This window comes from Rhodoferax sp., from assembly GCF_028715765.1.
Lineage (GTDB): Bacteria > Pseudomonadota > Gammaproteobacteria > Burkholderiales > Burkholderiaceae_C > Rhodoferax.
On the sequence record NZ_JAQURE010000020.1, the window covers coordinates 20457 to 35422 of the forward strand.

The following is a 14966-nucleotide window of genomic DNA, read 5'->3' on the forward strand; positions in this document are numbered from 1 at the left end:
CCATAAAAACGTTTTTAAATGAAAATTAAAGAATATTTTCGGCATAAACTTCAGACATGCCATGAGTGTTATGCATGTTATGTTTCTTTTAAATACAGAATTCAATGCTTGCTCAGTCTCAGGTATTTTTTTTATGATCTTAGGATTGTTAAGAAAAGCATGTTTTGGGGTAAAAATGAGCAAATGGAGCTTGCGCAACTCCGGGCTAAATTACTTTTTTATTATCATAAAATAGAAAAAGGCCTTTGCATGCCAGGACAGCATCGTCTATTTGCACTTGAAGTTGTTCCGCAAATCATCCACATGATGAACAGCTGGAAAAAATCAAACTTCAGTGTGAATGATCCCATTTACCAAGGTGCACTGAACAGTTTGCAGGCGTATTTAACTCATCTTGAAAATCAAAAACTGGATCCTGAAAACAAGATTCTCCCAACCGTCTATTCATTTTTAAGCAACCAATGCTACTTTGGGGATACTGCTGACACGCCCATGTTGATTGAAAAAGAACAATTGATCAACTCTGTATCATTTTCAAGCTTGCATCACATGTACTTGGCACGACGCAGTGTTAGAAATTTTGAAAGCAAGCCGGTTTCACAAGAAATTTTGCGGCATGCTGTTGCGGCTGCGCAGCTAAGTCCGTCAGCTTGTAATCGACAGCCCTGCAAAGTTGTCGCGGTGAGTGACGAATCCTTGCGTGCATCGTTGCTTGCTCATCAAAACGGCAATACAGGCTTTGGTCATATGGCTCCTTTGCTATTGGTTGTGACAGCAAATGCTGATCATTTTTTTGGTGCCATTGAGAGAAACCAGCCTTATATTGATGGTGGACTGTTCGCCATGTCACTTCTTTATGCCCTTGAAGTCCATGGCTTGGCCACATGCTGCCTGAACTGGTGTGTCACACCTAAAACTGATTCTGTAGTGCATCAGCTTCTGAACCTACCAAAGTCTCACAAAATTATCATGTTCATTGCGGTGGGCTACCCTCATCAGCAAACTAAGGTTCCACGGTCTCATCGCAAGGCTTTGATTGATGTACTGTCTTTTAAATAAATCGGGGGCAGCATTTTTCAAAAAATGAATGCCTCCAGGCTGAATTCTTTTTCAGTTTTAATGTCCTTGACGACGCTGGTTGTTGCTGCAGCTGCGGGAGTTGGCATTGGCTTTGGCTTTTACTTAGCCATTGCACCTTTGGTTTTGCTGGTACCCGCTTTTTATTTGGTGAAATATCCACAGATCGGGCTGGTTGCCTTTGCAGGGCTGACACTCTTGGTAGCTGGATCACTTAAGTATTTTTTCGGTCTGGGTCAATTTCAGTGGGTTATTTCCGGGCTGGGCGTGGCCTTGCTTGCCTACACAGTTTTACAACGTGCATACGCATCACCGTCAATCCCTTCAAGTGACACGGGGCTCCTTGCATGGATGGGGCTGTGGTGGTTAATTTTGATTTTTAGTTCTGCTGCCAACAGCTTACCCATACTTGATTGGCTGGTGGGCGTGCGAATTTACTTACCCGTGTTTGGCATCTTTGCCTATATTGCCTATTGCAACCCTAACGAGCGACTTCTCAAAGGGATTTTGATTTTTATGCTTGCCATTGCAAGCGTGCAATGGGCGTTCTGTCTCTACCAAAAACTCTACATCGTGCCATCCAGGCTAGCAGGGCACTATCCTGGCTCTGCGTGGGACAGCATTGTGGGTACTTTTGGTGGCGACAAGTTTGGTGGCGGCGAAAGCGGCTCTTTAGGAATCTACTTATCGCTTATGACCACCTTGGCTATCGCCCTACATAAGCAAGCCCAACTTAAGACGCTCTGGTTTTTAATCATTTTTGTCTCGAGCTTTGCCGCCATGGCCATGGTTGAGTCAAAAGTCATTGCCTTGATGATTCCCGCAGGGTTCTTTCTGGTCTATCGCGACTACGCATTCAAAAAACCGGTCGTCTTCATTGCTGGATCACTGGCTATTGCCATGTTGATGTGTGGCTTGCTGGTCGCCTACTATTTCTTGTACTGGCAAACCGACAATAACAAAGGGATGTTTGATGCATTGTTCAATCAATTTGCTTACAGCTTTAATCCCCAGTTTCAAGCGTCCACAACCAACTTGGGGCGTGTCAAATCGCTGCTCTTTTGGTGGAATCATCACAGCGTGTTAGACAACCCATTGACTTTGCTATTTGGACATGGTCTGGCTAGCGCAGTGAGCTCAAGTTCTGTCATTGGTGAAGGCGTTGCGGTGCGTGCGCAAGCTGTCATGCTTGATGTCACAGGCATTTCAAAATTGCTTTGGGAGTCAGGTGTAGTCGGCAGTCTCACTTTCGTAACCGTATTTGTATTGGGTTTCTTTCGTGCCCGGTCGCTCAAAGTAAACCCAGCTGTGCCAGCATGGCATCGGGCAGCCATGTCCGGTGTCGAAGCTGCCCTAGCCATCATGCCATTGGCCATTTTTTATGAGGTGACCATTGTCAGCAGCCCGCCCATGCAGTTTGCAGCCATGTTCTATTTGGGATATGTGGCTTACTGGTGGCGCAAAACACAAAGCAAAAGCAGTGGCTAATCATTACGGCAAGTCTGCCGTCAAAACATCCCTGTTCCATTTTCTATGGGGTAAAGCGCTCAATGCAATGGTTAGCCTGACGACCCTCGTCGTTTTGGCGCGTTGGCTGTCGCCAGCAGACTATGGTGTTTACATCGCCTTTTTGGCGCTACAAGCAACCTTGCTTGCTGTCTCTAACTTGGGTATAGATACAACCGCCGAGCGATTTATGCCAGAACTACGCATGCGGCACTCCGATTCAGACTTACTTGGTTTTGTGGCCACCGTCTTGTTTGCACGCATTGCAACGCTGTTTTTGCTAGTGGGCACGGGTTGGGTATTCGCTGAAAACATAACCGCGCTCGTTGGATTGAGTCCACAGAGCGAGTTGTTCAAACTATGGCTCTGTGTGGTGTCACTGACGGGGTTGCTGGCTTTTGCCGTCGTTCTTTTGGAAGCCATGCTTCACCAAAGGCAGGCGCAGATCAGTATGAGTGTGTATGTGGTCATCAAGTTACTGTTGTTACTGTTGTTACTGGCTGGCTGGCAGGTGACTGAAGTCAATACCCATCTTGTCATCCAAATTGAACTGATGGCCACGGGTGCTGCAGCATTCATGAGCGTGGTGTTGCTGCTAAGTCATTTTTCGCGTGTAGGACTTCACAGCGGTTGGACTATCGTCAAGACCCATCGCCATCGCCTGCAACGCTTTGCACTCTTCAACTACGTCGCACAAGTGGTGTTTCAACTCTTCAACGCAGAGGCCATGAAATTGCTGGTCACACGCTTGTCCGGTGTTTTGCAGTCTGCCGTTTACGGGTTCACCTACAGCCTTGCCGATACGGTACAGCGCTATCTCCCCGCTGTGCTCCTACTTCGTCTGATCAAACCAGTATTTGTAAGTCAATACGTCAAAACAGGTGACTTTGGACAACTCAATGCAATGGCACGGCTCATTTTGAAATTGAATTTGCTGGTACTCACTCCAGGCATAGCGCTTGCGGCCGTCTATGGCAGCGACATACTCGGCTGGATCTCTGGTGGGAAATATGCAGAAGGCCACTGGTTATTTGTTGGCATTTTGAGCCTACTCGTGTTGACCAGTCACCAGTTAGTGTTGTCACTCTTGGCGGGCACATTGGAAAAAAATACCATGCAACTCTATGCAGGACTTGTTTCCACCATTGCATTCCCCTGTGCGCTGTGGTTGGTTCCTCATTGGGGACCGCTGGGAGCAGTTGCTGCATCAGCAATTGGTGGTTTAACTTACAACCTATTTGCATCTTATTATTTGCGCCGCAAAGGCTTCGCATATCAACCTGACACGCATGGCATAGCTATTTTTTTACTTGCTGGCGTTGTCATGTATGCCATATTGATAATTATTAATAAATTACAAAATGGGGCACTTAATTTTGTCGCAGGAATCATTATAGCCACATTTACTTATTGCTTAATCATAAAATCACGTGATGCATTTTCAAATACCGAAAGAAATTTAATAAATTCTTTGCTTCCGAGAAAAATATTTTTTTTATGAAACAGCAATCTATCATTAAAATAAGTCTAATTATAAAAGCGCTGAATGAAGAAAAAAATATCGCGTCTACTATTCAAAGTGCAATCGACGCCCTGCAAGGTTTCAGTAGTGAAATCATATTGGCGGATTCATACTCGACAGATCGCACAGTAGAAATTGCATCACAATATAACATTCGCATTGTTCAAATCACACATCCCAATGAAAGATGCTGTGGTGTTGGAGGGCAACTTGGTTATCAATATGCAACAGGTGAGTTTGTATGGCTGATAGATGGAGACATGACTATCGAGAAGAGTTTTCTTGCGCATGCACTGAAATTTCTTGATGATCATCCTAAAACTGCAGGGGTCGGTGGGCGAGTCGTTGAACGCAACTTGGAAAGTCTTGAGTTTCGTTCACGCGTTCAAAGAGCCCCCAAAGATTTACTACCCGGTCTAGTAGATCGACTAGATGGTGGTGGCGTTTACCGCCGTACAGCCATCGACGGACTCGGTTATTTCACCAATCGGAATCTCCACGCATATGAAGAATATGAACTTGCTGTTCGACTTCGGAGTCATGATTGGGAGCTTTACAGAATCGACAAGGTTGCCGTGTCTCACTTCGGCCATCAAACTGAAGCCTATCAACTGCTGCTCAAAAGATGGCAAAGCGGATATGTGCTGGGAATTGGTGAATTATTTAAAAGCGCAATAGGGAAAAATTATTTAACGCTTTTGATCAAAGAAGTACGAGAAATCAGAGTCTACGCAGTAGTTGCAATAGGCTGGACTGTGCTTGGGATAATATTAGTTTTTGGATTGATATACAAACACGCCATTTCAAGTTATATCCTTTATTTCCTGATAACGCCTTTTCTGGGCATGATTATCAAAAAGAAATCAATTTCAACTGGAATTTATTCTGTAGTATCTTGGCATGCGTATGCACTCGGCTTGATTGGCGGACTACTAAAAAAACAAACATCACCACATTTAACAATATCCAGCATCGAAATAAATAATAAAATTAATTGATATATTTAAATCTATGAAAAATACATGGTTTTCTTTTTCGATCCTTTTTTTATTAATAGCACACGCCAACGCAAAGACTTTTGAATGCACTTCTACATTACAAATTAGCGATAGTAATAAAATTTATGTAGATCACAGAGACATTGCCTTAAGAAAAATTTCGCCACAATTTTTTGGATTTAATTTGGAAGTTATTGAGTTTCAGGACTCTCTTTGGGATAAGTCAAATAAACGAGTCAATAACGAAGCTCTTTCACTACTTAGCAGATTCCCAGGAGCAGTCTACAGATATCCTGGTGGCACAGTTTCAAATCATTTTACCTGGCAACAAGCAATTGGCCCAATTGATCAACGGATAGCTCAAAAAACTGTTGATTATCAATCAGCGAAAGTCATCTCATTTGGCTTAATTGAATATTTAAAATTTGTTCAACAAGTCAATGGTACCCCTTGGTATGTATTAAATATGTACGGATCGATTAAAAATTCAGACACTCCAATTAATTTAGCTGGTGCTGCAGCTGATCTAGCTAAATTTCTTAGCAAACCAGAAAATAATGACTTACCCACCATTTACAGGTGGGAACTTGGCAACGAGTTGGATCGTGGCAGATACCAATGGATGCCTGACAAATACTCAACGACTGCTGCCGTGATGACCGATGCCGTGCGCTCAGTGCGTACAGATGCAGAATTTGTTGTGATGGGTCAAGACTGGGCGCACACAGGCGCCGGACGGTCGGGTACTGATTACAACGCCTACACCGCGGCGGCGCTTGCCCACACATCCAACGAGCATTCGTTCCATCTTTACTACGATGGAGCACCTTGGGGACCACCTCTTTCGCGCGTTTTCAAGCAATTCTGCAAGAACCTTGAGGCGACCCAATTGCCCAACAGACATTCAACAACATGGGTGACAGAGTTTGGAAAAACGCCAATAGGCACCCCAGCGGATACTTTTTGGAAAAACAACTGGCCACAAACTGGCGATCTGTCTGCAGCTGTCAGCGCTGCAGACTTAATGATCACGTTGGCACCACTAGAGAGTGTCAACGGTGCGTTTGTTCACTCTCTTCATGCCACCAAAGGCCCATGGCCCATATTTCATAAACGCGCTGATGGTGTTGTGTATCCTGGTGCGGTTTATTGGGCGCTGGTCATCTTGCGAGAAACGATGTTAGAGGATGTATTGAGCGCAGACATGTCAGTATCAAATCGATCTGACAGCAGTGTTGGATACGATACCCATTCAGTTGTGATGGCTTCACAAAATCGCAGAAATTTTTCAATATGGACTGTACAGCGAGGTCACACAGCGGAGAATATTTCAGTGGTCATACCCCAATTGGCTGGACAAACAGTTTTAATCAAAACCGCATCAATATCGGGCAAGGACTCCAGTGAAAACAATTATGTTGTACCTTATAAGGTATTTCCAAAACGCAGTAAGTCCATCATTCAAATTGGTGCTTCAGGCGACTTTACTTATGCAGTTTCAGCACACTCTGTCACCGCATTGAGTCTAGAGATTACTTCAAATCAGTCAAGTGATCTGAAATAACGATGGCAAGGCTACTTAGTGTCAACAACTACCACTACCGTCGCGGCGGCTCTGATGTGGTTTACTTAGATCATGCTGCCTTGATGGAGTCACAGGGTTGGCGTAATGGATTTTTTGCCATGCACCACCCCAAGAATCTTGCGACACCTTGGTCTCAATACTTCGTTGACGAGATTGAGTTTGGCCACGCCTACACCCTCAGTCAAAAGCTGGCCATGGCTTCCAAGGTGGTGTATTCGTTCGAGTCGCAACACAAGCTCAAACGACTTCTGCAAGACTTCCCCGCTGATGTAGCACACCTTCATTGCATCTACCACCACCTGTCTCCATCCATCATCCCCACGCTGCACGATGCAGGTGTACCAGTGGTCATGACGGCGCACGATTTAAAAATTGCCTGTCCTGCTTACAAAATGTTGAACAGCACAGGCATATGTGAAAAGTGCAAGGGTGGCAATTTACTCAATGTGGTAACGCATCGCTGTGTGCGAGATTCACTGGCAGCCAGCACCATCGTGATGGTGGAAAGCACTGTGCACCGTATCTTGAACACTTACCAAGGCAAGCTAGACAAGGTGGTGGTGCCAAGCCACTTCTTTATGGAGAAGTTTATTGAGTGGGGCTGGCCCCGTGACAAGTTTGCCTACATACCCAACTACGTTGATGCCACGCACTTTACGCCTGGGTATGAACCTTGCGCTTACTTCCTTTACTTCGGGCGACTTGCGCCAGAAAAGGGCGTAGCCACACTCATGCGCGCAGCCAAGGCGGCAGGTGTCAATCTCAAGATTGCGGGCACGGGTCCCATCGAAGTCGAATTACATGCTCTGCAGGCAGAGCTGCAGGGCGACATCGACTTCTTGGGCTACCGATCAGGCGCAGAACTGCATGCACTTATTCGCGAAGCGCGGGCAGTGGTGCTGCCATCAGAGTGGTATGAAAACGCGCCAATGAGTGTGTTAGAAAGTTTTGCGCTGGGCACACCGGTGATTGGTGCGCGCATGGGTGGCATTCCAGAGTTGGTGCTTGACGGTGAGACCGGTTGGACGTTTGAGAGCCGCAGTACTGAAGATCTCTCAGCCCTTCTCTCGCGCATAATCGCCATGCCATCGGCTCAGGTGGCAGGCGTTGGCAGGCACGCGCGCAATCATGTTGCCAGCCACTTCAACCGCGCTGGGTATCTCAATGCCACGCTGGCACTTTATGCCAGCCTGGGTGTCACAAATTAACATGCCAAAAACCCTACGTATCCTCGGCACGCGCGGCGTGCCCGCCGCACACGGCGGTTTTGAAACTTTTGCCGAATATTTATCCCTCTATCTGGTTGCGAATGGCTGGCGCGTGGTGGTTTACTGTCAAGATGAGGGAACTGGTTCCTTATTCGAAGACATTTGGCAAGGTGTAGAGCGTATCCGCATCCCAGTTTCTGAAACAGGTACCAAAGGTTCAATCATCTTTGACTGGAAATCCATTCAGCACGCTTGCCAACACAATGACCTGTGCCTCACCCTTGGCTACAACACAGCGATTTTCAGTGCCCGACTCAGAGTAAACGGCGTTCCCAATTTATTCAATATGGATGGTATTGAGTGGCATCGAGGCAAATGGGGTCCCATCACAAAATTTTGGTTCTGGCTCAATGACTGGGCAGGATGTTTTATTGGCAATCACTTGGTGGCTGATCACCCTAGAATCAAAGAGCATTTACGTACGCGAGTCCCTGACAAGAAAATCACCATGATTGCTTATGGTGCTGACTTGGTGACAGATGCATCGCTAGAGCCTCTCAAAAATTTTGATCTTGTCCCAGGTAAGTATTTGACTGTGATTGCACGAGCAGAGCCAGAAAACTCTATTCTGGAAATCGTACAAGGCTTTTCAGTCAAGCCGCGCGGCTTAAAGCTCTTGGTGATTGGCAATTACGAATCCAATAATGTTTATCACCAACGTGTCAAATCTGTGGCCAGTGATGAGGTTCAGTTTGCGGGAGCCATTTACGACAAGCATGTGCTTCATTCGCTTCGATTCCACAGCTTGGCCTATATTCATGGACACCAAGTCGGCGGCACAAATCCATCATTGGTTGAGGCCTTGGGCGCAGGCAATGCCGTGATCGCCCACGACAATCAGTTCAACCGGTGGGTTGCAGGTCAGGGAGCCAAATATTTCAGCGACGCACAAGGGTTTGCTCGTTGCATTGACCGATTGGAAGAAAACCCTGCACTTTTAGAAGCATTAAGAGGCCATGCAAGAGAAAGATTCAAAGAAGCTTTTTACTGGTCTGATATTCTGGGGCAATATCAAAAACTATTGGAATCGTTTCAGCCCAAGCTCTCGGGTCAAACATAAATTTCAAAAAGTCTCACACGACCCGTCGCAACGTCTCCACCACCGGCCGCCCCAACACTTCTCTTAACCCCCACCACCCTGCCATCAAAGCCAACAAAGCGCCAGCCAAAGAGCCCCACACCAACACCCAAGGCGACACCGCCCAGTCAAACTCAAACACAAAGCGCGCCAGTGCCCAGCCAACCAAACTGGCCATCACAGATGCCAAAAAGCCCGCCAGCAAGCCCACACCGGCCAACTCAAAGCGCTGCACCTGGCGCAGCAACCCGGCACTGGCACCCACGGCACGCATGATGGCAAATTCTCGTGCGCGCTCCTCTCGCGTGGCTGTGACTGCGGCAAACAGTACCACCAACCCAGCGGCCAAGGTGAAGGTAAACAAAAACTCCACAGCGCCAATCACCTGATCCAGCACGCGCTGGATTTGTGCCAGGGTAGCCGTCATGTCTACGTTGGTGATGTTTGGAAACTCTCGCACCAGTGCACTGTCAAAACCTTTGGCGGGTGGGGCTTTGAACGCACTCATGAACGTAGCAGGCACACCCACGAGCTCATTGACCGGGTACATGACAAAAAAGTTGGCACGCATTGACCCCCAGTCCACCTTGCGCAGCGACGTGATTTTGGAGACAGTTTGCACGCCACCCATGTCAAACGTCAACGTGTCTCCAAGCGCCAAGCCCAGGGTGTTGGCAATGCCCTCCTCCACACTCACTACCCCCTTCTCATGAGCCAACCAACGCCCTTTCACCACCAGGTTTTGATCGGGTTGGGTTGCGCTGTAAGACAAATTGAATTCTCGATCCACCAAACGCCGAGCGCGTTCATCAGGGAAATCTTCTGGGCTCACCGCATGGCCATTCACTGCCACCAAGCGCCCTCTAATCATGGGATACCAATCAAACTTGGCCACCCCAGCATTTTTCAGTGCATGGGTAAAGGCCTCGCCCTGTTCCGGCATCACGTTGATGACAAAGCGGTTGGGGGCATCAGGCGGCGTAGCGGCACGCCAACTGCTGATCAAATCAGTGCGCAGCAGCACCAGCAACACCAAAGCCAGCAAACCGACGGCCAAACTGCTTACCTGCACCACCGCAAACGCTGGGCGAGCTGCCATTTGGCGGGTTGCCAGCACCCAAGCCATTGGCGCCGTGGCGTCATTCACAGCCCACCGCAACAGCTTGACTGCCAATCCACTCAGCCCAGCAAACAGCAATGCAGCCAGCGCAAAACCACCCACCGCAATCAAGCCCAGCTTCACGTCGCGGCTGGCAGCCATCAGCAAAATGGCAAAACCCAACACACCCAAGGCCAACACCGCTGCAGAGGCGGGTTTCAGCCCGCCAGTGTCGCGCCGAATGACTCGCAGCGGCGGCACTTGAGCCAGCTGCAACACCGGCGGCAAGCCAAAGGCCAACAACAACGTCAAGCCCATGCCCATGCCAAAAACCAAGGGGGCAAACCCTGCCGCAGGCAAATTGGCATCCACCAGCCCAGCCAACAGCGCCACAAAACCATGGTGCACCACAAACCCCAACCCCACGCCCAAGCCACTGGCGATGACACCCACCCACACAAATTCAAAAATGTATGCCGCTGCAATGGTGCGCTGGCGCAATCCCAGCACGCGCAGCATGGCGCAGTCGTCCAAATGGTTGGCAGCAAACCCACGCGCGGCCAGAGCCACTGCCACAGCACTGAGCAGTGCCGCCAACAAAGCCACCAAGCTCAAAAACTTTTCTGCGCGAGCCAGCGTGCTGCTCAGCTCTGGGCGCCCGCCGTCCAGCGCCTCTACGCGCATGCCCCTTACCGCATGGGTGTTGACCTGCTGTTGAGCCCAGTCCACAAAGGCTTGTACCGCCTGATCACCACCAGCCACAGCCAGCCGGTAGCGCAAACGGCTGGCAGGCTGAATCAACCCAGTGGCTTCAATGTCAGCCTGATTGATCATCACCCTGGGTGAAAAATTCATGAACCCAGCACCACGATCTGGTTCATTGACAATGATGTGACTGATGCGAAACGGCTTCTCACCCAACAGCACCTCAGCGCCCATCTGCAAGCCCAAAGCATCAAGCAAACCGGCATCGACCCAGGCCTGTCCCAAAGCGGGAACGCCCTGTGCCAACTCACCGCTTCCATCGGGCTTGCCGCTCACTCGCACTTTTCCGCGCAACGGGTAAGAGGCATCGACCACCTTCAACGCCACCAGTTTGAGCCCGCCACCCAGTTCATCAGGTGCCCGCGCCATGGTGGGAAACGTCAGATTGAGTGACTGTTGCAGCCCCAAACTTTGTGCTTGTGCCACGAATGAAGCTGGCACGTGGTTGTCACTGACCACCACGGCATCACCCCCTAACAGCTGATGCGCATCACGCTGCAAGCCCCCCTTGAGGCGGTCGGCAAAGAAACCCACTGCCGTCATTGCAGCCACCGCCAGTGTGACCGCCACCATCAACAAGCGCAGTTCGCCGGCACGCAAATCACGCGTCAAGCTGCGCCAACCTAGTTTTAAAAAAGAAATTCGCATTCAGCAACCATACCGCAGATTGCTTTCGCGGCTGATGTGTAAGGCGTTGCAAGAGGGAGGCAGACCCCAACATCAAGCCCAAGCATTTCGACCAGCACCTTTGGAAACTATGCAGGCGCGGCCTCAAGTGGCTGCAGCTTGAGCCGTTCCACCCCGCTGTAACACAAAAAGCGCTTGTTGGTGGCGCGGCCAATGGTGCAAAGACCCAGGCGCTGCGCCACCTCCAACCCCATGTGCGTGATGCCACTGCGCGAAACCACAATCGGCACGCCCATTTGCGCGGACTTGATGACCATCTCGCTGGTCAACCGGCCGGTGGTGTAGAACACCTTGTCTGCGCCCGTCATCTCTTCATCTTGCATCCACATCCAGCCCGCAATGGTGTCCAAGGCATTGTGGCGACCCACATCTTCGATGAACACCAGCATCTGCGCGCCCTTGAACAAAGCGCAGCCGTGCACCGAACCCGACGATTTGTAGGTGGTTTCCTGCACACGAATGGCGTTGACGATGCCATACAACTCGGTCTGCGTCAGTGTGGCCGGTGGCAACACGATGCTTTCCACCTCAGCCATCAAATCGCCAAACACGCTGCCCTGGCCGCAACCGGTGGTGACCACACGTTTTGCGGTGCGTGCTTCGATGTCTGAAATGCCTTGGCGCGTCTTGACTGCTGCCGCGCCCACGTCCCAATCCACCGTGATGGACTCCACCTCGTCGACGCTGGCGACCAAACGCTGGTTGCGCAAAAAACCCAGCACCAACAACTCGGGGTGCGCGCCCAGCGTCATGAGCGTGACCAGTTCACGCTTGTCCACGTAAACGGTTAACGCACGCTCAGAGGGGATGGAAACAGTACCGGACTCGCCAAACTCGTTGACGACGCTCACCTCACGCGTCAAAGGCGCGCAGGCTTGGGTCAGACGCGGCAACAACAAATGACTCAGGGCTTTTTCGCAGCTGCTACAGCTGCAGGAGCTGCCGAGGCAGCAGCAACGGGGGCTACAGCCTGATTTGGCGTATAAACAAAGGGGCCTGGGTCGGCACAAGAACCCGCTGGTGTGGCTGCAGGTGCTGCACCTTTGGCTGGCGCTTTGACCGCTTTGGGTTCAGGCGCCTTCTTGTAATGCGCAACCACTTGGTCTTGCGCTTGACACAGCTTGTAGGCGGCAACCTTGCCACTCCAATCAGCCTTGGCTTTGGCCTGTGCCGCTTTGGCCTTGGCTTCATCTGAAGGCGCAGGGAGTTTGGCGAACGCCGTGGCACCCATCAGCGCCACCGCACACGCCACACAGAAAGTTTTCATTCGATTGCTCATGAACATGTCTCCTTTGGGGTCAAGCTTGAACTGGCTTATTGAGCGAAGTGGACGCGGCAACGGGTGTACGACGTGCGGAAATTTTGCCTGCCTTGATGTCGTCATACCAAAGCTTGTGGTGCTGTGCGGCCCATGTCTCGTCAACAAAGCCTGTTTTCATACCTTCAAGCGCACCTTTTGTACCCAAAGTCCCCAGGTAGATATGCCCCATCATCATCAACAACATCAACAAGTTAGACACAGAGTGAACCATGTGCGCAATTTGCATGGTGCTGCGGTCGTAGGTCAACCCTGGCAACAATTTGTCCATGGCCAAACCAGACACAACCACCGTCAAACCCAGCGCAAACACCCCCACCCAAAACACCACTTTCTCGCCAGCGTTGTAGCGAGCCGAATCTATTTCGTGGCCCGCAAAAAGCCCCCCACCCTTGAGCAACCACTGCAGGTCACCTTTGGCAGGCATGTTGTCACGCATGAAAGTTGCAATCACCACCAACAGCGACACGGCAAACAACGGCCCGGCAAAGTTGTGCGCGTTTTTCAAGGCATAGGTAAGCCAGCCAAACAAGGTGCCGCCTAGCACGGGGAGCAAGAAAAATTTGCCAAACGCCATCACTACACCTGACACCGCCAAGGTGAGGAAAGCCGCCACATTGGCCCAGTGTGCTGCGCGCTCAAATGCCGAAAAGCGTTCAATCAACAGCCCTGTCAACTCACCTTTGACCTTCATCGGGCCAATTTTGAAATGAAACAAAACAATCGCACCCAACACAATCAACAGCAACGAACCACCATAGGGAATCAGCCAGTTGTTACGCACTTGCCGCCAGGCTTCTCCCGCATTGGTGACACGCGAGCCCGGGTACTGCACAAAGGGTTGTATCAACACGCCAGCCTCTGGCGCTTGGGATTTAGGCAAGCTGCTAAAACCCTCTACGCCAGAGCCCACTTGCCGCCACATAGGTGCGTTATTTCCTGGCTGCACTTTGGCACGCTCACCATTGTTTTGGCTGGCATAACCGGGATCAAGGCTGGCATCAGGCTTGACATCTGCAATGTTCATGCTCTGAATGCCAGGCATGCCCGCCGCAGCGGCTGGCTTAACATCGGGCGCGGAAACAGGTGCGGATTGTGCCAAGGCATTGCCCAGCAGCAGCGACAAGGCACAACTCAAAATCAAGGCATTTTTCATAGCAGGCCTCCGGCTTATTGCATGCGCGTGTAGTCGTTTTGACCATACTGCTCACGTGCTTTCAGATGCGACTCCCAACTGGCTTTGTCACCCGGTTTCCAGTCAGGCTGAGTAAACGCCTTGCCTGTGCCGGTGTAAGCCGCGCTGTCGTGCTTATTGGTTTCAAGCGCCTGTGGTTTTTCGCCACAAGCTGCCAAACCTGCCAGCAAAACGATTACGAATAAGCTGCGTTTCATGACTTGGCTCCTTGCTGTGCCGGCTTGCCGTACTGATTGCCCTGCCCACCCTGATCACCTTGTCCATGTGGACCTTGCTGCTTGCTACCGTAGGCTGTGCCCCAACCCCAAGCTTCGGCGCCTTTTTTCTGACGAGTCATGACACGGGTTCTGAAAATGTCAGCCACCACATCGCCATCGCCCGCTAAAAGCGCTTTGGTCGAACACATTTCGGCACAGGCCGGCAACTTGCCTTCAGCCAACCGGTTGCGACCATATTTTTCAAACTCGGCTTGGCTGCCATTGGCTTCAGGGCCACCGGCGCAGAAAGTGCACTTATCCATCTTGCCGCGCACGCCAAAGGTACCTTGGCTGGGGAACTGTGGCGCGCCAAACGGACAAGCATAGGAGCAGTAGCCGCAGCCGATGCACACGTCCTTGTCGTGCAGCACCACACCTTCGTCGGTGCGGTAAAAACAGTTCACCGGACACACCGCCATGCAAGGCGCATCGCTGCAATGCATGCAGGCCACCGAGATGGATTTTTCACCCGGCACACCGTCGTTAAGAGTGACCACGCGGCGGCGGTTCACACCCCAAGGGACTTCATGCTCGTTTTTGCAAGCGGTGACGCAGCCATTGCATTCAATACAGCGCTCTGCGTCGCAGACAAATTTCATTCTTGCCATGGG

Annotated in this window: 13 protein-coding genes; 7 read left to right on the forward strand and 6 right to left on the reverse strand. The window is 50.5% G+C overall.

Annotation, left to right across the window (positions count from 1 at the left end; translation table 11 throughout):
- Positions 1-159 precede the first annotated feature (159 nt).
- The 7 genes from PHT20_RS08760 to PHT20_RS08790 all read left to right on the forward strand — a co-directional run bounded on the left by PHT20_RS08760 (position 160) and on the right by PHT20_RS08790 (position 9016).
- Positions 160-1059: a nitroreductase family protein gene (locus tag PHT20_RS08760; RefSeq protein ID WP_301020215.1), complete on the forward strand. Its 900-nt coding sequence runs from the start codon at positions 160-162 to the stop codon at positions 1057-1059.
- A gap of 66 nt (positions 1060-1125) precedes the next feature.
- Positions 1126-2565, forward strand: coding sequence for a hypothetical protein (locus PHT20_RS08765; protein WP_301020216.1), 1440 nt, complete (start codon positions 1126-1128; stop codon positions 2563-2565).
- Entirely contained in the window at positions 2471-4084 is a 1614-nt protein-coding gene (locus PHT20_RS08770) for a polysaccharide biosynthesis C-terminal domain-containing protein (RefSeq protein ID WP_301020217.1), read from the forward strand. Before PHT20_RS08765 ends, PHT20_RS08770 begins: the two co-directional genes overlap by 95 nt.
- On the forward strand, positions 4081-5103 hold the full coding sequence (locus PHT20_RS08775; protein WP_301020218.1) for a glycosyltransferase family 2 protein: 1023 nt from the start codon (positions 4081-4083) through the stop codon (positions 5101-5103). Before PHT20_RS08770 ends, PHT20_RS08775 begins: the two co-directional genes overlap by 4 nt.
- A 13-nt stretch (positions 5104-5116) precedes the next feature.
- Positions 5117-6667 (forward strand): hypothetical protein, encoded by a 1551-nt coding sequence (locus tag PHT20_RS08780; RefSeq protein WP_301020219.1) that lies wholly within the window; start codon positions 5117-5119, stop codon positions 6665-6667.
- Between the two features lie 2 nt (positions 6668-6669).
- Positions 6670-7896 (forward strand): glycosyltransferase family 4 protein, encoded by a 1227-nt coding sequence (locus tag PHT20_RS08785; protein WP_301020220.1) that lies wholly within the window; start codon positions 6670-6672, stop codon positions 7894-7896.
- 1 nt (position 7897) lies between these two features.
- On the forward strand, positions 7898-9016 hold the full coding sequence (locus PHT20_RS08790; protein ID WP_301020221.1) for a DUF1972 domain-containing protein: 1119 nt from the start codon (positions 7898-7900) through the stop codon (positions 9014-9016).
- Between the two features lie 13 nt (positions 9017-9029).
- Here the strand turns inward: PHT20_RS08790 and PHT20_RS08795 are convergent, their stop codons facing one another.
- From PHT20_RS08795 to fdh3B, 6 genes are all read right to left on the reverse strand, one after another.
- Complete coding sequence (locus PHT20_RS08795) at positions 9030-11546, reverse strand: FtsX-like permease family protein (protein WP_301020222.1); 2517 nt, start codon at positions 11544-11546, stop codon at positions 9030-9032.
- Between the two features lie 107 nt (positions 11547-11653).
- On the reverse strand, positions 11654-12481 hold the full coding sequence (locus PHT20_RS08800; protein WP_301020223.1) for a formate dehydrogenase accessory sulfurtransferase FdhD: 828 nt from the start codon (positions 12479-12481) through the stop codon (positions 11654-11656).
- Positions 12482-12489: 8 nt separating this feature from the next.
- On the reverse strand, positions 12490-12864 hold the full coding sequence (locus tag PHT20_RS08805; RefSeq protein ID WP_301020224.1) for a hypothetical protein: 375 nt from the start codon (positions 12862-12864) through the stop codon (positions 12490-12492).
- Between the two features lie 19 nt (positions 12865-12883).
- Positions 12884-14059 (reverse strand): formate dehydrogenase subunit gamma, encoded by a 1176-nt coding sequence (locus PHT20_RS08810; protein WP_301020225.1) that lies wholly within the window; start codon positions 14057-14059, stop codon positions 12884-12886.
- A gap of 14 nt (positions 14060-14073) precedes the next feature.
- Positions 14074-14295, reverse strand: a complete 222-nt coding sequence (locus PHT20_RS08815) for a membrane lipoprotein lipid attachment site-containing protein (RefSeq protein ID WP_301020226.1) — start codon at positions 14293-14295, stop codon at positions 14074-14076.
- On the reverse strand, positions 14292-14963 hold the full coding sequence (gene fdh3B / locus PHT20_RS08820; protein ID WP_301020227.1) for a formate dehydrogenase FDH3 subunit beta: 672 nt from the start codon (positions 14961-14963) through the stop codon (positions 14292-14294). The genes PHT20_RS08815 and fdh3B overlap by 4 nt, the downstream gene beginning before the upstream one ends.
- Positions 14964-14966 lie beyond the last annotated feature (3 nt).